The 19,914-nt window shown below is 39.4% G+C and carries 19 protein-coding genes; 12 read left to right on the forward strand and 7 right to left on the reverse strand.

What is annotated here, in order from left to right:
• Positions 1 to 46: 46 nt before the first annotated feature.
• The 3 genes from V7083_RS13760 to V7083_RS13770 form a co-directional block, all read right to left on the reverse strand.
• A complete protein-coding gene (locus V7083_RS13760) occupies positions 47 to 280 on the reverse strand; it encodes a hypothetical protein (RefSeq protein ID WP_335478667.1) in 234 nt (77 codons plus the stop codon).
• Between the two features lie 83 nt (positions 281 to 363).
• Positions 364 to 1,365, reverse strand: coding sequence for an AI-2E family transporter (locus tag V7083_RS13765; protein ID WP_335478669.1), 1,002 nt, complete (start codon positions 1,363 to 1,365; stop codon positions 364 to 366).
• A 95-nt stretch (positions 1,366 to 1,460) separates the two neighbouring features.
• Positions 1,461 to 2,417, reverse strand: coding sequence for a polysaccharide deacetylase family protein (locus V7083_RS13770; protein ID WP_335478671.1), 957 nt, complete (start codon positions 2,415 to 2,417; stop codon positions 1,461 to 1,463).
• A gap of 526 nt (positions 2,418 to 2,943) precedes the next feature.
• Here V7083_RS13770 and V7083_RS13775 point away from each other — a divergent pair.
• The 11 genes from V7083_RS13775 to V7083_RS13825 all read left to right on the forward strand — a co-directional run bounded on the left by V7083_RS13775 (position 2,944) and on the right by V7083_RS13825 (position 15,907).
• Positions 2,944 to 3,576, forward strand: a complete 633-nt coding sequence (locus tag V7083_RS13775) for a DUF2085 domain-containing protein (RefSeq protein ID WP_335478673.1) — start codon at positions 2,944 to 2,946, stop codon at positions 3,574 to 3,576.
• A gap of 132 nt (positions 3,577 to 3,708) precedes the next feature.
• The gene (gene argR / locus V7083_RS13780) at positions 3,709 to 4,173 is read left to right on the forward strand and encodes an arginine repressor (RefSeq protein ID WP_335478676.1); all 465 of its coding nucleotides are present in this window, start codon (positions 3,709 to 3,711) and stop codon (positions 4,171 to 4,173) included.
• 31 nt (positions 4,174 to 4,204) lie between these two features.
• Positions 4,205 to 4,903, forward strand: a complete 699-nt coding sequence (locus V7083_RS13785; RefSeq protein ID WP_335478679.1) for a Crp/Fnr family transcriptional regulator — start codon at positions 4,205 to 4,207, stop codon at positions 4,901 to 4,903.
• Between the two features lie 203 nt (positions 4,904 to 5,106).
• Positions 5,107 to 6,507, forward strand: coding sequence for an arginine-ornithine antiporter (arcD, locus tag V7083_RS13790; RefSeq protein WP_335478681.1), 1,401 nt, complete (start codon positions 5,107 to 5,109; stop codon positions 6,505 to 6,507).
• Between the two features lie 288 nt (positions 6,508 to 6,795).
• The gene (arcA, locus tag V7083_RS13795) at positions 6,796 to 8,082 is read left to right on the forward strand and encodes an arginine deiminase (protein WP_335478684.1); all 1,287 of its coding nucleotides are present in this window, start codon (positions 6,796 to 6,798) and stop codon (positions 8,080 to 8,082) included.
• A gap of 82 nt (positions 8,083 to 8,164) precedes the next feature.
• Positions 8,165 to 9,175, forward strand: coding sequence for an ornithine carbamoyltransferase (gene argF / locus V7083_RS13800; RefSeq protein ID WP_335478686.1), 1,011 nt, complete (start codon positions 8,165 to 8,167; stop codon positions 9,173 to 9,175).
• 74 nt (positions 9,176 to 9,249) lie between these two features.
• Complete coding sequence (arcD, locus tag V7083_RS13805; RefSeq protein WP_335478688.1) at positions 9,250 to 10,665, forward strand: arginine-ornithine antiporter; 1,416 nt, start codon at positions 9,250 to 9,252, stop codon at positions 10,663 to 10,665.
• A 38-nt stretch (positions 10,666 to 10,703) separates the two neighbouring features.
• On the forward strand, positions 10,704 to 11,663 hold the full coding sequence (gene arcC, locus V7083_RS13810; RefSeq protein ID WP_335478690.1) for a carbamate kinase: 960 nt from the start codon (positions 10,704 to 10,706) through the stop codon (positions 11,661 to 11,663).
• Between the two features lie 283 nt (positions 11,664 to 11,946).
• On the forward strand, positions 11,947 to 13,296 hold the full coding sequence (locus V7083_RS13815) for a M20 family metallopeptidase (RefSeq protein ID WP_335478692.1): 1,350 nt from the start codon (positions 11,947 to 11,949) through the stop codon (positions 13,294 to 13,296).
• Positions 13,297 to 13,354: 58 nt separating this feature from the next.
• Entirely contained in the window at positions 13,355 to 14,842 is a 1,488-nt protein-coding gene (locus V7083_RS13820; protein ID WP_335478694.1) for a YfcC family protein, read from the forward strand.
• A 585-nt stretch (positions 14,843 to 15,427) separates the two neighbouring features.
• Positions 15,428 to 15,907 (forward strand): hypothetical protein, encoded by a 480-nt coding sequence (locus V7083_RS13825; RefSeq protein ID WP_335478696.1) that lies wholly within the window; start codon positions 15,428 to 15,430, stop codon positions 15,905 to 15,907.
• A gap of 30 nt (positions 15,908 to 15,937) precedes the next feature.
• Here V7083_RS13825 and V7083_RS13830 read toward each other — a convergent pair whose 3' ends face one another.
• The 3 genes from V7083_RS13830 to V7083_RS13840 all read right to left on the reverse strand — a co-directional run bounded on the left by V7083_RS13830 (position 15,938) and on the right by V7083_RS13840 (position 17,875).
• The gene (locus V7083_RS13830) at positions 15,938 to 16,291 is read right to left on the reverse strand and encodes a 2Fe-2S iron-sulfur cluster-binding protein (RefSeq protein WP_335478698.1); all 354 of its coding nucleotides are present in this window, start codon (positions 16,289 to 16,291) and stop codon (positions 15,938 to 15,940) included.
• A 3-nt stretch (positions 16,292 to 16,294) separates the two neighbouring features.
• On the reverse strand, positions 16,295 to 17,143 hold the full coding sequence (locus V7083_RS13835; RefSeq protein ID WP_335478700.1) for a family 1 encapsulin nanocompartment shell protein: 849 nt from the start codon (positions 17,141 to 17,143) through the stop codon (positions 16,295 to 16,297).
• A 165-nt stretch (positions 17,144 to 17,308) separates the two neighbouring features.
• A complete protein-coding gene (locus V7083_RS13840) occupies positions 17,309 to 17,875 on the reverse strand; it encodes an IMEF encapsulin system ferritin-like cargo protein (RefSeq protein ID WP_335478702.1) in 567 nt (188 codons plus the stop codon).
• A 164-nt stretch (positions 17,876 to 18,039) separates the two neighbouring features.
• Here V7083_RS13840 and V7083_RS13845 point away from each other — a divergent pair, with 164 nt between their 5' ends.
• Positions 18,040 to 18,723, forward strand: coding sequence for a spore coat protein (locus tag V7083_RS13845; RefSeq protein WP_335478706.1), 684 nt, complete (start codon positions 18,040 to 18,042; stop codon positions 18,721 to 18,723).
• 44 nt (positions 18,724 to 18,767) lie between these two features.
• Here the strand turns inward: V7083_RS13845 and V7083_RS13850 are convergent.
• The coding region (locus V7083_RS13850) for a diguanylate cyclase (RefSeq protein WP_335478704.1) at positions 18,768 to 19,914 on the reverse strand (1,147 nt) is incomplete at its 5' end.

The following is a 19,914-nucleotide window of genomic DNA, read 5'->3' on the forward strand; positions in this document are numbered from 1 at the left end:
TATTAGCTTTGGCTTTCAAACCGCCTTTTCCAACTCATCCCAATCCCTACAAATTCCGCAATACCAAGTACAGCCGATTAGTCCGTTCGCTCTTTTCTTCCTCTGATGCCAAATCGTATTTTTTCAATAAATGGAAGACTTCATTTAATATTTCCTGGGTGTGTTCTTTGGCTAAGAATTGTTGAAATAACGGCTTCATTTCTTCCGGTAAAAAAGCTGCCTGGGATTCGTACTTCTTTTGTACGTCCTCTGCGGAATGGTCTAATTTGCATTCGCTCATGTAGTTGCCTCCTCATTATTTGATGTCACTAGGATACCATTTTTCCGGCAAAAGAAAAAAGCCCAAGAGTGGGCTTTATCCATTTAGTTCCTACTGCTATCAGTTACTTCTAACACATCCAACAAGAACACAAATACCGGAATTCCGATAATCAAACCCCAGACTCCGAAGAAATGCTCTGAAAAGATTAGGACAATAAAGGTATAGAAAACCGGCAAGTTCGTTTTGGAGCTCATTAAATTAGGATTCATGATATATGCTTCAATTCCGTGAATGATAGCAATGGCAATCCCAATATATAAGACCTTCATCATTCCGCCAATACTATAGGCGATAATCGTTAGTGGAATTAACGAAATAATGACCCCAGCCACAGGAATTAATCCCAGGATAAAGATCATAATCGACAAACCGCCCAGCTGTGGGAAATCCAGCAGCCATAAGGAAATAGTTGTTAAAATACAGTTGACTACAGCAATGATTAACTGCGCTTCAATGACTTTACCAAACGTCCGCACAAACTTTTGTGCAAAAAACTCAATTTCATCATAAATAGAAGCAACCTTGCTCGTTTTAAATTTCTTAGTAAACTCTATTAAACGAGGTTTTTCCAACAAGAAAAATAAACTTAACAACAATGCTAATAGCACCTGTAAGCTGACCTTGCTAATATCAGTAAAATATTTGAGGATAAACGTGAAACCTTGCTCCAAATAACTGGATACTTGTATTTCTTCTACACGTCTAACAATATAATTCAAAACAACATTATCATGTTTTGAAGTGTAAAATGCTGTCAATTGCTTAATTAAGGCGGTAATTTCCCCAGCAATCATCGGAAGATACATAATTAATCCATAGGAAAGCAATCCGACAATGCAAGAATAGGAGATGATCACTAACAAACGCCGGTTAAGCGGAATTTTATTTCCGATAAATTGAACCAAACGATCCATTAAAAACGCGAAAATAAACGTTAACAAGATGAGATTAATCATCGATTTCATCGCATAAATAACTAATGCGATCACCATAAATATTAAAATTCGTTTAAAACTGCTGCTCTGAAAAAGTTTATTAATCATAGGAAATTATCGTACCTCATTATCTTTACTATTGAAGTTAATTATATCAAATCCTTTAATAATTTAATAATGCTAATTACATTTAATAAAGCTAATTAAAATTGAACCGGAGGAATCGAACTGTTAATGGATTCGCACCTATAGCCTTGCTGTCTTAAGTATTCCATTAGCTTTGGCAGTGACGCAAGCGTTTCTTTTCGCTCATGCATTAAAATCACAAGTGGCCCAGGATGACTGGATCTGCTATTTATTTGATTAATTACATTTCCTATATAGCGTTCGTCTTTAAAATACCAGTCTTTGCTGTCAATGTTCCAATCCCACATAATATATCCGTTTGCTTTCACCGCTTGTTTATATTCATCCGTCATATATGGTGAACTTCCATATGGTGTCCGCATTAAAAAGGAATCGACTCCGGACACTTCTTTTAATGTTTGGCGGTTCTGATTCAATTCTCCCAGAACAGAGTTGACTGATGCGTAAAAAATGGCTTTATTATGAGATACGCTGTGGAGACCTACCCCTTCACCCATTTTTACCATGAGTCTTACCGCATCCGGATACTTTCTAATATTACCATCAATCATAAAAAAAGTTGCCTTAAAATGATATTGTTCCAGTAGGGCGATAATCCCTTCGGAAAATACCGACGGTCCATCATCAAATGTTAGATATACCGTTTTAGGATTATTCGGCTGAGAACTAGCCGGTGGCTGTTGTGGTGAAGCAGGATTGGGTTGACCCGGTGGTGGTGGAGGTACAGTTGTATTGACGGGCTGTGCAGTTCCTCCTTTTTCATGTTCTTTCCCCCGTGCTTCCCCCTCTTTCCACCTTTTTTCTCGTTCTTTTCTTAACTCTTTTGTTTCGTGAGCAGGTGCTTGCAAGTTTGGCTTTTTAATAGTTTCATTCTTTGGTTGATTAATAGGTTTGTCGGCAGCCTGTGCTTGGAAATAACAATTATTGATCGTAATTCCGGCAAACAAAAATGCAAGCAACCCCAAAAAGATAAGGGTCCCCTTTACCCTTCTTCGTAGTCTTAGTTTCCCCATTATTCATTCCCTCTTTGATGATTTTTTTTCCTTTATCATTATAGACGATTATGCCGACGAAATGTTTCAAATCCATTAAAAATATTACAATTATATTAAAGGTCCAGTCAGAATAATAGATTGTTAGACAAGTTGCAACAATTCTCTTATCTATTGTAACTTATATACGTTAAAAACGGGCGAAAAATTACTAAAAAATTTCCAATTCAGGGACAGGCAAATTTGTAAAGAGTTCTACATACATATCATTGAACAAGGAATTTCATGTACAAGAGGAATTCCATATTTTCGCATCATGGGGGTGAGTATGTGTCAGGTGGGCTTAAGGCTCTACTTTACATCTTATCATTTTTTATTCCTGTTGNNGTTTCAATTGTATTAAGTTGTATTTGTTGGTTTGCCTTGTCAGCTTTATCTATTTCTCCCGCCTTTATGTCAGGATATTAATCACAATGATGTTGCTCTTGGGAACCCAATTCATTACACATGAATTGGGTTTTGCCTAGAAAGGTGGTGGTGGCTGCTGGTGGATGAAATCTTTGACTTTTTCGGGAAGGCTGTCTGTCATCAAATTGCGGAACGAACATTCCTTGCCTCTGGAAGAGTCCTCTCCGTTTGTGCTCGTGATACTGGAATTTATCTAGGGATTTTTTCGACCCTAACCTATTTATGTTTATTTAAAAAACGACCAAGCATGACCATTCCATCCGTAAAAATAAGCATGATTCTTCTTATATTTATGCTCCCCCTAATGATAGACGGATTAGGTTCTTACTTGCATTTGTTTGAAAGCTCAAATCTTAAAAGAATAGTGACCGGTATCAGTTTTGGAATGGTCCTGCCTTATTTTCTTTATCCGCTATTGAATGTAAAAGCAATAGAATCAACAAGCACACCTGTAATTACCCACAGCCTTGATGTACTCATTCCCCTTGTTCTTAGCAGTGCACTAGGGGGACTCGTATTTTTTGGGGTGCTCCCTTACCTGATGATTGACGGTTTGATAATCGTTACGATCATCGGATGGTTTAGCCTCATTGCATCATTTGTATTTTCCAAAATCATAATAAAAAGGATAAAATGGGCATTCTCAATCATGGGCAGTATCCTTTTCCTGACCTTTCTCTCGATCCTTCACCAGATACTTATAAAAGGCTGAAATCCACATTATTGTGACGATTTCCAGCCTTTTTTTATGTAGTTTAGAATAAGTTCACGATTTATACATGTCATTTACAATGATTTGGCAATAAGATAGAAAGGTAGAATAAGATGAAAGCGAGCTCCGCCGATGAACGTACCAATCACGAAAGAGATGAGATTACAACTTATCACCCAGCTGATCTCTGAACAAGAGGTAAAGACACAAGAAGAGCTGCAACAATTGCTTATAGAAAAGGGATTACGAGTAACGCAAGCCACCATTTCACGTGATATTCATGCCTTGCAGTTAATTAAAGTACCTTCCCGTGATGGCAGTCTTAAATATAGCTTTAAAGTGGACCAAGACCATCTCATTTCAGAAAAGCTGAAGAACAAGCTTAAGGATGCCTTAATTGGAATTGAGGTTATCAATTACTTTATTATTATTAAAACTCTTCCAGGACACGCCCACTCTTTTGGGGCATTGTTGGATTCGTTAGATTTGAAAGGCAAAGCAGGAACAGTCTGCGGGAACGATACTTGCCTAATCATTTGCCGAACTCCTGACGAAGCGTCCCATATCAATAAGCAGCTTAGATCATTAAGCGAATAAGGTACAATTACCCACAGAAAGGAGAGAGAACATGCTCAACTCAACTGTGATTCATATGGATGTTATTTCTGACTTACAGCAATTTGAGATTTTGAAGGCGGTTTCCCCAAAAACTTTACAAAAGTATTTGCCTTATTTTTATTTTCGAACATACAAGAAAAATCAATGTCTATTTATGGAAGGTGACCCGCGAGATAAGATCTTTTTCTTGCTTGACGGGTACGTTATGTTTGAAAGTGGCAGTGAAGAAGGCAGCATGATGTATGTTGACTTTGTGAAAAAAAATCAGTTATTCCCTCATGGAGGAATCTTTAACGATCCTTACTATAAAAACACCGCGGTTGCCGCGACCGATATCATGGTCTATTTCATTCAGACCCACGTCCTTGAAGAAATGTTGAAGACCAATCCAAAGGCATTAATCCTGACCATCACAAAGCTTTCCGAAATTCTCGAGCTCCATCAGAAACGAGTGCAGCAAATCCTCATACCAAATGCTCAAGAACGCGTGCTGCATACACTTAATTATTTAATGGAGGATCTTGGCATTAAAGATGGGACTGACGTTCTAATCCCTTGTCCCCTAACAGCTGCCAATATTGCTAAAATGTCGGGCACGACCAGGGAAACCGTCAGCTTGATTATGAACCAATTAAAACGGGAAGAGATCATCTCCGTGAATAAAAAAAATATTCGTTTCCAGGATCCTGATTACTTTAAAGAAATATAACCATTAAGTTCGGCCCTTCACTATTTCGTGAGGGGCTGATTTTTTTCGTCTAGATACAAATCCTGTATATTATGAAAATTACAACTTATATTTATGCATATTTTTTAGATGTTCGTACCTTCTATTTAGTGTAGTATTTAAGATGTGGAAATTAGACAACCTATTGAATATCAAGAAGGTTTTTAATGGAAAGAAGGTTCTATATGGAAAACAAAGAAAACAAACTCGGTTTGCTTGCATTAATCGCGTTAGTCATTGGCTCTCAGATTGGCGGCGGGTGCTTTAATCTGGCAACTGATATGGCTAGCGGCGCGAATGCCGGTGCCATCATGCTGGGATGGGTCATTACAGGAATCGGTATTCTTGCATTAGTTTTTTCTTTTCAAAACCTGTCCAATAAACGGCCTGACCTCGAAGGCGGTATATACAGTTATGCAAAATCTGGATTCGGCAGGTACCTTGGCTTTAATTCCGCATGGGGCTATTGGCTATCTGTCTGGCTCGGGAATATCGCCTTTTTAACCCTACTATTCAATTCCATCGGTTATTTTATTCCTATTTTTAATGGAGGAACCATTAGTTCTGTGATCGGTGCCTCCTTATTCCTTTGGATTCTAATTTTCTTTGTGTCCAGAGGTGTCCAATATGCTGCTGTCATGAATATCGTCGTGACGATTGCTAAACTGATTCCTATCATACTATTTATTATCATTGCCCTAATCGCATTTAAGTTCCGTACCTTTTCAATCGATTTCTGGGGTAGTAAAGGATTTCATTTTTCCGACGTTATGGGCCAAGTGAAAAGTACAATGCTTGTATCATTATGGGTGTTCACAGGCGTTGAGGGTGCTATTGTTTTATCAAGCCGGGCTAAGAAAAAAAGCGATGTCGGTAAAGCAACTGTCATCGGCGTGATTTCAACACTAGTCATTTACATACTGATTTCCTTATTATCATTAGGTATCATGCCGCGAGAAGAACTGGCCGGCCTAAAGAACCCTTCTATGGCCTATGTACTAAAAAGCATTGTTGGCCCTTGGGGAGCAGCCTTTGTCAACATTGGTCTGATTGTATCGTTATTAGGAGCTTTGCTCGGCTGGACCCTCTATGCCGCCGAAATTCCCTATTTAGCCGGCAAAGATGGAACATTTCCAAAGACATTTGCCAAACAAAATAAAAATAATGTTCCAATGAATTCGTTGTTTTTTACTGGAGTGCTGATCCAGTTATTTTTACTCACCTTATTAATTTCTGATAAACCCTATCAATTTGCTTTTTCCATGGCAAGCTCTGCCATACTAGTTCCCTATCTGTTTTCCGCCTTATTTCAAGTGAAATATAGCTGGCAGCAAAAGCAAACGGGTCAAATGATCATCGGGATTATTGCATCCATTTATAGCGTTTGGATTCTTTATGCTGCTGGACTGAGTTACTTATTACTAACAGCCATTCTTTATTCATTGGGTATATTCGTCTTTTTATATGCTGAAAAAGGAAGTGGTCAAAAGCCCTTCAAAAAGTTTGAACTTATTTGGGCCTTATTCTTTGTAGTAGTAGCGGTAGTGGCGGTTGTCATGCTTGTTACGGGGAAAATTTCGATATAAAACACAGGTAGGCTGGCATGATTGCCAGTCTTTTTTTACCTAGTGTATTCAGAAAATTAGAACTTTATCTTTGAAATATATGTGACATTCGGCCGTTATTCAATTAAAAAACTCCTAAAAATACTGTTTTGCATAAAAACATACATAAATATGCATAGTCATTTATATGATTGACAAAAAAATGTAATGATTTTAACAGTTTACTTGTAAGGGTACTTACAAAAGAAATCGTTTACATCACTTAGAATAAAGGTGTAGCAAGGAAAGAGAAAAAAAGGAGGATTAGAAATGAGTAGTACATCCGTATTGACTGCTGAGAGAGAAACACAAAACCAATTAAAGCACCCGATCAATGTTAAATCTGAAATTGGGACTTTAAGAACGGTGTTACTAAAACGCCCAGGTAAAGAAGTTGAAAACCTGGTTCCTGAATATCTTCAACGTTTATTATTCGACGATATTCCATATTTACCAATTATACAGAGAGAACACGACTATTTTGCCGAGACATTAAAAAATAGAGGCATAGAAGTCCTATACCTCGAGAAATTAGTTACTGAGACATTAAGTAACACAGAAATTAAAAAACAACTTGTTGATGATATTTTACGAGAAAGCCATGCTAATGTCAATGGGGCTGCAAAGGTATTAAGAGAATATTTATTATCCTTCCCTACTGCCGAAATGGTGGACAAAATTATGGCTGGTGTTCTAAAAAAAGAAATAGAAGAAAGCAAGAAAACTCATTTATATGAATTTATGGATGATCACTATCCGTTCTACTTAGATCCAATGCCAAACCTGTATTTCACCCGTGACCCTGCAGCAAGTATCGGCAACGGATTATCTATTAACAAAATGCGCGAACCAGCACGTCGCCGTGAATCCTTATTCATGCAATATATCATCAAACATCATCCACGCTTTGCCGGACATGACGTTCCAGTATGGCTTGACCGTGATAATGAATTCCCAATCGAAGGCGGAGATGAGCTCATCCTAAGTGATGAAGTTATTGCAATCGGAGTTTCAGCTCGTACATCTGCTAGAGCAATTGAAAAACTAGCTTTGAATTTATTCAAACGGAACAGTTCCTTTAAAAAGGTTATGGCCGTTGAAATTCCTAAGTGCCGCGCTTTCATGCATCTAGACACAGTGTTTACAATGGTAGATCACGATAAATTTACGATTCACCCAGAAATCCAAGGTCCACAAGGAAATATGAACGTATATATCCTTGAAAAAGGCGAAGATGCTGAACATGCTAAAATTTCGCACCGTTCCAACCTGCAGGAAGCTTTAAAAGAAGCTCTTGGACTTAGTGAACTTGTCCTAATTCCTTGCGGCGGCGGTGATGAAATCGCTGCTTCCCGTGAACAATGGAATGATGGATCCAATACTTTGGCTATCGCTCCTGGAGTTGTTGTCACATATGACCGAAACTACATTTCTAACGACTTATTACGTCAGCATGGTATTGAGGTAATTGAAATCTTAAGCTCGGAATTATCTCGCGGTCGTGGGGGCCCACGTTGCATGAGTATGCCAATCGTTCGTGAAGACCTTCGCAAATAATTAGCAGCGCCCGCTTCATTGCCGGGCGCTTGATTAAGAAAACCTTTTTATAAAAATGAGAGATTAAAGGAGAGAATATACAATGTTAGCAACTACACCAAAATTACACGGCAGAAGCTTTTTACGCGAAATGGATTTTTCTAAAGAAGAGTTTGTTTATTTCATTGAATTAGCCATGAAATTAAAAGATGAGAAAAAACATGGTGTTCCTCATCGCCACTTAGAAGGTAAAAACGTTGCCCTTCTATTTGAAAAACCATCTACTCGTACACGTTGTGCATTCACAGTAGCATGTATCGACCTTGGCGCACATCCAGAATACCTAGGAAAAGATGATATCCAATTAGGTAAAAAAGAATCTATCGAAGATACAGCTAAAGTATTAGGCCGCATGTTTGATGGTATCGAATTCCGTGGCTTTGAACACAAAAAAGTGGATATGTTAGCAGAACATTCTGGTGTACCAGTTTGGAACGGTCTTACAGATCAATGGCACCCAACACAAACTCTTGCAGACTTCTTAACTGTTAAAGAAAACTTTGGCCGCTTAGAAGGCATTAAATTCGTATACGTTGGCGACGGCCGTAACAATGTTGCTAACAGCTTACTTGTCGGTGGAGCTTTAGTTGGAATGGATGTTCGCATCTGCTCACCAGAATCTTTATTCCCTGAAACAGAAATTGTTGAATTAGCTAAAGAACTAGCTGCTAAATCTGGCGGTAAAGTAACCATCACTAGCAGTGTTGATGAAGGTGTTGCTGGAGCAGACGTTATCTACACAGACGTTTGGGTATCTATGGGTGAAGAAGATAAGTTTGCTGAAAGAATTGAACTTCTATCTCCATATCAAGTCAACATGGAAATGGTGAAAAAGACTGGTAATGAAAATATGATTTTCTTACACTGCCTACCTGCTTTCCATGACCTTGAAACAAGCTATGGCCGTGACATTAACGAAAAACATGGCATGTCTGAAATGGAAGTAACAGATGAAGTATTCCGCAGCAATCATTCTAAAGTATTTGATCAAGCTGAAAACAGAATGCACACCATTAAAGCGGTAATGGCTGCAACTCTTGGAAACTTAGATTAAGAGACTGCTTACTGGAGAAGGAGTTTGCTCTCCTTCTCCTTTCCTTTCCAATTCAAACAGAGGAGTGAAACATAATGGAAGAGGGAAAAAGTCTTGATACAAGCAAGAAACTCGGTTTATTATCCTTAATTGCCATTGTTATTGGTTCCATGATCGGTGGCGGAGCGTTCAACCTAGTATCAGATATGGCAGGCGGTGCTTCTGCCGGGGCAGTTATCCTCGGCTGGGTCATTACAGGATTTGGCATGATCGCACTTGCCTTTTGCTTTCAAAATTTAACAAATAAACGTCCTGACCTAGAAGGTGGCGTATTCAGCTATGCAAAAGCTGGTTTCGGTAACTATTGGGGCTTCAACTCCGCTTGGGGTTATTGGCTATCTGCATGGTTAGGCAATATCGCATTCTTAACCTTACTTTTCAGTGGCATCGGCTACTTTATTCCAATTTTTGATGGTGCAAATCTTGCATCGATCATTGGTGCTTCAGTTCTACTGTGGCTGCTACATTTCTTAATCCTCCGTGGGGTTCATTCAGCAGCATTAGTCAACCTGGTCGTAACGATCGGAAAACTCGTTCCAATTTTCCTATTTATCATCATTGCCATCTTCGCTTTTAAAATGGATACATTCTCCATCGATTTCTGGGGCAAAAATGGTTTCCATTTTTCAGATGTCCTAAGTCAAACAAAGAGCACCATGTTAGTTACCCTTTGGGTATTCATCGGTATTGAAGGAGCCGTCGTACTTTCAAGCCGTGCAAAAAATATGAATGATGTTGGTAAAGCAACAGTCATCGGTCTACTATCAACGTTGGTTATCTACATTCTTATAACCTTGTTATCCTATGGGATTTTGTCCCAATCAGAGCTTGCGGGCTTAAAGAGTCCATCTATGGCTTACGTCTTAAAAGAAGTAGTTGGTCCTTGGGGAGCGGCTGTAGTTAACCTAGGGTTAATCGTTTCCTTATTAGGTGCCTTGCTTGGTTGGACCCTACTCGCTGCAGAACTGCCATTTTTAGCAGCGAAGGACGGCATTTTACCAAAAATGTTTGCCAAGGAAAATAAAAACCATGCACCAGTCAATGCCTTAATTGTCACAAACGTACTAGTACAGATTTTCTTATTAACTCTATTAGTTTCTGATAAGCCTTATAATTTTGCATTCTCATTAGCTAGCTCAGCAATCTTAATTCCTTACTTGTTCTCTGCACTGTACCAAGTGAAATACAGTTTACAGAATAAAGAAACGAAACAAATGGTAATCGGATTAATCGCATCTATTTACGGAGTTTGGTTAATCTATGCAGCTGGACTTAGTTATCTAGTATTAACTGCTGTATTATACGCGATTGGAATCTTAGTCTTTAGAATCGCCCAAAAAGAAAATGGCGAAAAAACCTTTAAACCATTCGAACTGATCTGGGCTATTATCTTTATCTTACTTGCCATCCTGGCTGTATACATGGTTGTTGCCGGAAAAATCAGTTTATAAAAACCTAATCGAGTTTTTAATAATAGGAGGAAAATACAATGTCAAAGAAAGTAGTAATCGCTTTAGGCGGCAACGCTATTCAATCTGGCGATGCATCTGCCAAAGCTCAACAGCAAGCACTAGAAACAACAGCTCGTCAATTAGTTGACTTCATTGAACAAGGAATAGATATCATTATTTCTCACGGAAACGGTCCACAAGTCGGCAATATTTTACTACAGCAAGCTGCAGCAGATTCAGTTAAAAATCCAGCAATGCCGCTTGATACTTGCGGTGCCATGAGTCAGGGAATGATTGGCTACTGGATGCAAAATGCCATGGAAAAAGCCTTGAAAGAACGCGGCATTGTTAAAAATGTTGTTACCCTTGTTACCCGTGTAGTTGTTGATAAAGAGGATCCTGCCTTTATCAACCCAACTAAGCCAATCGGCCCATTCTATAGCGAAGAAGAAGCAAAACGAATCATGGAAGATTCAGGTGTATGTTTTAAGGAAGATTCCGGACGCGGCTGGAGACGTGTGGTAGCATCACCAAAACCTGTTAGCATCATGGAGCATTCCGTTATTAATTCCTTAGTAGAACAAGGTAACATCGTTATCTCCTGCGGCGGCGGCGGTATCCCTGTCATCGAAACAGAAAATGGTATTACTGGTGTTGAAGCAGTAATTGACAAAGACTTCGCTTCTGAAAAATTAGCTGAGCTTGTTGATGCTGATGCATTGGTTATTCTAACAGGCGTTAACAATGTCTATATTGATTTTAACAAACCAACTCAAAAGAAATTAGAAGAAGTTAGCATTGAAGAAATGAACACTTATATCACAACAGGTCAATTTGCAGCAGGCAGCATGCTTCCAAAAGTAGAAGCGGCTATCCAATTTGCAGCAACAAGTCCTAAACGCAAAACGATCATTACATCTTTAGAACAAGCAGTAAACGCAGTTGAAGGCAAGGCTGGTACCGTTGTATCAATGAATGGTGCTCCTGTACTAGTTTAATAGCCATAAATCAAACCTCTCCGAAACATGTTTCGGAGAGGTTTTTATGTCAAACTAATTTTTGTAATTTTAGAACTTTAGGTATGAACTTTATATGACATTCACTAGTTATTCAGTTTCACCCCCCCTTTTTGTATACACCCCCACCATTTATTAGTTTCGGTGCATAAAAATGTATATTTTCTCTGCAAAAATGTAAGGATTATTACACCACAACTGTGAACATGCTAACTTAAGAAAGCGCTTGCTAACTATAAAATCAAGATGAAAGGAGCGAAAAACATTGAATGCAGACAAATTGTTAAGTGAATTAAAAAACATAGAAACTGACTTTCATCAAGCCTTAAAGGAGCTCATAGCCATTCCCAGTGTCATAGATGAAACCGATGAGAACTTTCCCTTCGGCAAAAATATTGATTTAGCTTTAAGAAAGACTTTAGAGCTATGCAGTCAGTTAGGTTTTACCACCTTCTATGATCCTCAGGGTTATTACGGTTATGCAGAGATTGGTCAAGGCAAGGAGATGGTTGGCGTTCTCGGCCATCTAGACGTAGTGCCTGCCGGTAGTCTTGATGACTGGAATACTTCCCCGTTTGAAGCCGTCATTAAAGATGGCAACATGTACGGCCGCGGTACTCAGGATGACAAAGGCCCAACACTAGCTGCACTGTTTGCCGTCAAAGCCTTAATGAATCTCGGTATTGAGTTTGACAAGCGGGTCAGGTTTATATTTGGAACAGATGAAGAAACCCTTTGGCGCTGTATGAACCGTTACTGCAAGATTGAAGAAATTCCGTCAATGGGCTTTGCTCCCGACTCTACCTTCCCTCTCGTCTATGCTGAAAAAGGATTATTACAGCTGAATTTAGAAGGAAGTAATGATTCAGGGCTCCAGTTAAAAGCGGGAAATGCGTTTAATGCAGTGCCTGACGCAGCGAGATATGCAGGTGGAAAATTACCGGAAGTAAAGGCTGCTTTGACAGAAATGGGTTATGCTTTTGAAGAAACTGAAGATGAAATTGTTGTTCTAGGTAAAGCAGTCCATGCTCAGGTGGCAGAGAAAGGGATTAATGCTATTACCCGCCTGCTATTGGCACTGAAACAGGTCGGCTACTCTTCAAAAGTCATTGAATTTGTCAGCGATATGCTCCAAGAGGATCCATTTGCGGTGAAGATTTTTGGCGAATGTGAAGATGAGGCATCCGGCAAATTAAAGTTTAATATTGGAAAAATTGATTTGAATGAGGAAATTGAACGTCTATCCATTGATATTCGGATCCCTGTAACCGCCGATAAACAAGAAATGGTCGGGCTGTTGTCTGAGGCCGCCGCAAAGTATGGTCTGGAGTACAAGGAATTTGATTATTTACGTTCCATTTATGTCCCAAAAGATCACTTTTTAATTAAAACCTTGATGAAGGTTTATCAGGAAGTTACCAATGATTTCGCTTCCCAACCGATTTCGTCAGGTGGAGCCACTTATGCTAGAGCGATGGAAAACTTCGTTGCTTTTGGAGCCATTTTTCCGAATCAAGCAAAAACCGAGCATCAGCCAAATGAACATATTGATCTGGATTTAATGTTTAATGCTATGGAAATTTATGCACGTGCGATTTATGAACTAACCCGATAAATCATAATCGGGTTAGTACTCTCCTTTCTTTTTCTATTATTCTATTGGGGGTAGTACTATGAAAAAAATGAAAATGCCAACTGCCTACACGCTATTATTTTTAATTATCATTGTTATTGCTGCATTAACTTGGATAGTCCCTGGTGGTCAATACGATACGAAAGTGGACAAGGTTAGCCAGCAAGAAATTCCTGTTGCCGGCACCTATCACCAACTCTCGGCCGCTAAACAAACGCCTCAAGGTATATGGGAAGTGGTCAATGCACCGATTAACGGTTTCTTTGATGCAAAAGATATCGCATTGTTCGTTCTAGTTATCGGTGGATTCCTTGGAGTGGTCATGAAAACAGGGGCGATTGATGCCGGAATCACTCGGGTCATTCGTAAATTAAAAGGCCGGGAGCAATGGTTGATCCCAATCTTGATGACACTGTTTGCGATTGGTGGTACAACCTACGGTATGGCCGAAGAAACAATCGCGTTTTATCCAATTTTGATCCCAGTTTTAATTGCTGCTGGTTATGATGCATTAACGGCTGTTTCCATTATCGCTCTTGGAGCTGGTATCGGTTGTCTGGGTTCTACTGTAAACCCATTTGCTACAGGTATCGCTTCTGGATTCGCCGGAATTTCAATTGGTGACGGAATGGGACTGCGGTTAGTCATCCTTATTGTGACGTTAATTGTTACCATCATGTTCGTCATGCGCTATGCAAAAAAAGTCAAGGACGATCCGTCCAAGTCATTAATTGCCAATATGAAAGAGGAAAATGAGCAGCATTTCTTAACTCAGAAAACAGAAGATCTTGAATTTACCGGTCGCCGCAAGGCAGTACTTTCGGTATTCGGATTAACGTTTGTGATTATGATTTTAGGTGTAGTCCCATGGGCTGCAAAATTCAATATTACTATTTTTGAAGATTTAGTTACGGCCTTAGGAAAAATTCCGTTCATCGGCAAATTATTAGGCGGCATGATCCCGCTTGGTGACTGGTGGTTCGGAGAATTAACGATGCTTTTCCTCGTTTCTTCTATTATAATTGCCTTTATTTACCGTATGGGCGAGGAAAACTTTACGAGCACCTTTATTAATGGAGCACGTGATTTACTCGGAGTTGCGATTATTATCGGAATCTCCCGCGGTATTACCGTTGTTATGAACGCTGGCGGCATGACCGCAACCGTTCTTCATTGGGGCGAAGGAGCCCTCTCTAATATGGGTTCTGTTCTTTTTACGGATCTATCGTTTTTGTTCTACATGCCACTTTCTTTCTTAGTTCCATCCACATCGGGTCTAGCCACCTTGTCCATGCCAATCATGGCGCCATTGGCTGATTTCGCGCATGTGGGAAGAGATATTGTCATCACGGCTTACCAAAGTGCATCCGGTGTCATCAACTTATTGACTCCAACAAGTGCTGTCATTATGGGCGCACTAGCTATTGCTCGAATTCCTTATAGCACGTATTTGAAACATGTTTGGAAATTGGTAGTAATGCTTTCGGTGATTGTGATGGTTATTTTAAGTATTGCGACGATTATGTAATTAATTTGAATGTCTGATAAAGCGGTTGCGTGGGCCTATTTGGCCTATGTGACCGTTTTTTGTTTTTGGAGCAATATATTGGGGCTAGGTTCCTGTTTTTTACTTTTTGCTGCTCGTTCTGGATTGTAGAGATGGTCTACCTTCCTGTTTTTTTACTTTTGTAGCTTGTTCAGGAACGTAGAGGCGGTCTACTTTACTGTTTTTTTGCTTTTGCAGCTTGTTCGGGAACGTAGAAGATGGCTATGTTTCCGTTTTATTGACTCTTTCTTGTTTTTGGGTTGATAGTAGCATTCTATCTGACCGCTTTTCTAGATTTCTACAATTTTTAGTCTGATAGAAGTATTCTATCTGACCATTATTCAAGAATCCCCTTATTTTTGGGCTGTTAGAGGCTTTCAATCAGTCTTATTATTCCCCAAGCATCATATTTTGGTCAGATAGCCTGACCCTTCATTACCAACTTTTTCATTTCAAATAACTGTCATATTTCTTTTACAAAACCTTATTGACAATGATTCTCATTATCTCTAGAATAAGCATATAGACAACAGAGAGAACTTAACACTGCGAGGAGGAATATCAACAATGTTTAACATGTTATTTGGGTTGAAAGATATTCACACGGTTATTGCGAATCAACGTAAAATTGGTGGTGCAGCTGAAGCGGATTCCATTCGTTTGTCCTCCGGTGAGATTTATAACAACCCCGTGTTCACCAATGTTGATATTTCAAAAGGTCAATATGTTTCGGTCGGTTTTATCGATGAAAACGGCGCGAACATCATTGCCCATGTTGACCAGATTGCCATTATTAAAGGCCTTCAGCACAAATTGATTTGTCAGCTGAATAACTCTTTCATTAAGCAAATCATGGTCCGTGACACATTACAGTATTTACAAAAGCTTTGTGAAATAAACCATGGCTTTGTCACTCAAACCTTCAAAAAAGAGGCTATGAAAATTGTCCGTGATATTAGTGTAAAAGAGCTTCATAAACACAATATTACTTTGCCCTTCCCAGTGGAAGATAATTTAGTTCATATGAGCGAACGTATGCACGCATAAAAAAAACGAGGCCCCCAGTCCTCGTTTTTTTTATGACATAATTTCCGTCTGGCATGCTAAGCGGAAGCCGCCCCCTATTTCATCTTTCAATTTACTTAATTCTTTCTCATTTGGTTGGGATAACTTTATGCCAATGGCATCCACTTTGACCTTGCACTGGCCGCATGTTCCTTTTCTGCATTTATACTGAATGGGTTTTCCCTGCTTAAGTGCAGTGTCCAGAAGGATTCCTTTTTCAGGTGTCACTTCAAATTTATTTATCCCTTGATACAAGATTAGTTTTTCCGTAAACACTTCTGGTTTGAGGATGGCCTTTGGTATCGTTTGTTGAACAGCGCTCATCCTTCCGGGAATTAACGAACCAACGGTAAACATGCGATTCATCGTTTAATCCCCGATTGCTTCCAATGTGCAAATAGCTGATGGTCGCTTAATCCGCAGTACAGCTGTTTCATAAACCCTGAAGGGATGGTTCAATCCTTCCTGTCCCAAATAAGCCGTGTCAAAATCCTCTGAAATGGCAAGGTCCAAATTGTTTCTGCCCGTATTGACCAGCACTCCTGTTTTTCCTTTTAAAACAGGTGATTGGAACACGCCATCGGTCACCAACTCACGAATATGTTCAATTTCTAGAACATTAGTATCCCTATGTACACGATGGATAAGTGAATAAAGCTCTGGCGATAGTACTAAGGCAAAAGGTCCATGATGATTCAATTCGAGCAGTTTGTTGCGGGCATCCACGATATCCTGAAACGCTGCACCCGATTCATACCACTCGCCGATTAAATGAGTGATTCGCCCATGAACATTCATTAAGCCTGGGAGGTCAAATTCCTTTGAACCATGAAAAATCATCTGATCCTCCATAATAGCAACATCTCGGGCGGCATTGGCAGCCGGTGAAAAATCAATCGGGATGTCGAGGACTTTTGCCTGTTCCAGGTCCCTCCAAAATAGAATAAAATCTTTGTATATCATGGGAATTGTCAAATTAACACGTTTGCTTGTTTCAACATCTACGTCAAATGAACCTTGAAAGTCCATTTTTGCTTCTTCATTTTCAGTAAAAATATCGTTAAAAATACTCTGGACTCCCCTGCCAAGCGGGCCGTACAGTTCAATAAATCTACGCCCGACCAGTTGTCTGCGTGCTGCCTCGATGACGGTTCTATCTAATTGGGCAAATTCACCATCATGGAGTGGTGAGTCTGGGTATAGCTGTGATTTATTCATACGTTTTCCTCTCTTTTCCTCATTTGCTGATGATGATGTTAGTGATTCAGCAGGATTCCCATAAGATTTTGTGATATTTTTGCGAGTTTTGCTAAGTATCCCGCTATATTTTCGATTAATCCCACCGTTTGTTAGCAATAATTATGACGAATCCTCTACTATGCCTTACATCAAGCTGCCAACCGTAAATCCTTTCCGGTAATTTGAAGTCTTTTCGGCAGTAACGGAAGCTGACACGGACCTGTCCAAATGATCATGATGCTCATCATGATGGACATGGGGATCCACATAGTTATGGTCAAAACGACCATTTATTTCATTTAGCATGACTTTAACTTGCTGGTAATCCTGGTAGGAAACCTGCCGCAACTGATTTAGCAGTGTAGTGCGCTCTTCATCTGTGAAGCGAAACAAGGCCAAATCCAAATGCTCAACAAAATTGTGAAGTCCAAATTTTTCAAGATTTAATTCCTGTAGCAAACGATTAAACTCGTTATTTGTTGGGGTAAAGTCCTGGTTCTCTTTTTCCTGCAGGAACTTGTTGATTAACGGAATCAGCTCTGCCAAGCGAGATAGACGTTGTTCCTCTTCTTCATAAATATGGTGATAATACAGGCGTTCATGGTCGTCTGTTGCGTTCTGAATGACCGGGTCGAGCAGATCCATAAATTTTTCAATGGCGTTTTTTGTTGTGGTAAAGATCCGATAAAATATCTCCAGTTCCTGTTTCACGACATGTACCTCCCAAAGCTTTTACTACCTGCATTATTGACGTGGAGAATCGTTTTAAAACGCGAAACAGAGAAATTAAAGTTACGATCACGAATAACAATTCTGGCTTGAAACAAAATAATAGATGGCAGTGTCCAAATATTCTTAGGAGGAGATAGGGTATGATGCAAAATCAACAGGGGCAAATGCACCAGAATATGCATACAGGAGCCGTGCCACCGCAATTGAACCATGGCGGTCATGAAATGTTTGACGTGCATGAGGTACTAGTTCAATCGATTGACACATTGAATCAGTATATGATGCTTCGTCCACATGTAAAAGATCAGGAATTACTGGGGATTTTAGATCGCCAATATCAATTCATACAAGATGAGTACAATATTACCTTGGAATGCTTCCAAAGCGGACAAGATCCTTCCAAACCTACACAAAGCTATGAAATGCAACAGGACAACGATTTTGTTTATGGACTCAAACAAACATCTCAGCCGAAAAGACCAATGCAGAGCCTTAATGAGATTTCTGATGAATTTATTTCTGCTTCAATGCTCGCATGCTGTAAAGCTGGAGCTGCTGGAAAAACGATGGCTGCCGTTGAATCGACGAACCCTGTTGTTCGCCGTGTACTTGCTGACTCCATTCCGAACTGTATTGAAATGGCGTATGAACTTTCTATTTATCAAAACAAAAACCATTACTACCAAGTACCACAGCTTGCTCAAGAGGATATGACGCAAATCATGAACTCATTTGCTCCTGCCCAAGGAACGCCACAAACTGGTGGCAACACAAACATGGGTATGGGGACGAACATGAACAACAATTCGAATAACATGCGTCATTAATAAAAAAAGCTATCCTTTCCAAGTTTGGAAGGATAGCTTTTTACCTATTTTACATATTCTACTCTATTGCGACCCTTACGCTTTGCTTCATATAACGCTTGGTCAGCCCGATTGATCAATGACTTTGCATCTTCACCTATCTGAAAGTCACTGATACCGAAACTAGCGGTAATGTGGTAATTTTCTAACAGAGTTTCATCTATCTTTTTTCTCAACTTTTCCGCTAAGGAAGCTGCATCTGGAGTGGTGACAAGGACCGCGAATTCTTCTCCGCCATATCTGGCAAAGACATCGGTATAGCGAGTTTGTTCTGAAATCAGCTTAGTGACGTGGCATAAAGCTCTGTCACCTTCTGTATGGCCATAGGAATCATTAAATTTTTTAAAATGGTCAATATCAATGAGAATGAGGCTAAACTCTCCCCCATATAAATGGGCGTTAACCATTAATTTATTTAATTCCTTATCAAAGAATCCTCGATTAAAGATACCCGTTAATGAATCCGTTTCCGCCAATAGCATCGTTGTATTCATTTTTTGGTGAAGTTGATATCGCATAATATTTATACTTGAAACCAGTTCAGATAGCTCGTCCTTGGATTTTTTCTGGTCAAATAAAGGATAATCGAAATTTCCACCTGCTATTTCTTTGATCGCATTTTGAACTTCAAGTATTGGCTCGGTTACCTTTTTAAATGCGCTCAACATCATTACGATTAGCGTCATGAATAGAAAAAACGAGAGAAGTATTAATAATATATGGTAGTTAGACGTTAAAGAGGAAATGTATTTTATCTTTGCCTCTCTTTGCAAAGATGTTTCTGTATAGACTGTTTTAGCCTTTGACCTAAACTCATCAAAACTTTCTTTCCCTTTAGCAAGACTTTGATTTGTTACTTTCATATTATGGCCTTGCTCGATCACTTGTTGCGAGCCATAATGATTATGCCAGTAAAAACCTGATTCAATCATCGCATTCACAGGATCAGTTAATGAAGGAAAACGGCGGATATTTAATTTTAATCCCCAAGCCAAAGATGAATATCGATCTGTTCCAAAAAAATAGGGTTCAAGAAACTTCTCGTCTCCTGTTAAATTATATCCTCTTTGTCCTGTTTCTTGATTTAATAAGCTTTCAGTCAATTCATGTGCCTCTTCATTGATTTTGGCTATTAAATCAAGATCTTGATTT

It is taken from the genome of Bacillus sp. JJ1764, from assembly GCF_036962145.1.
Taxonomy (GTDB): Bacteria; Bacillota; Bacilli; order Bacillales; family Cytobacillaceae; genus Neobacillus.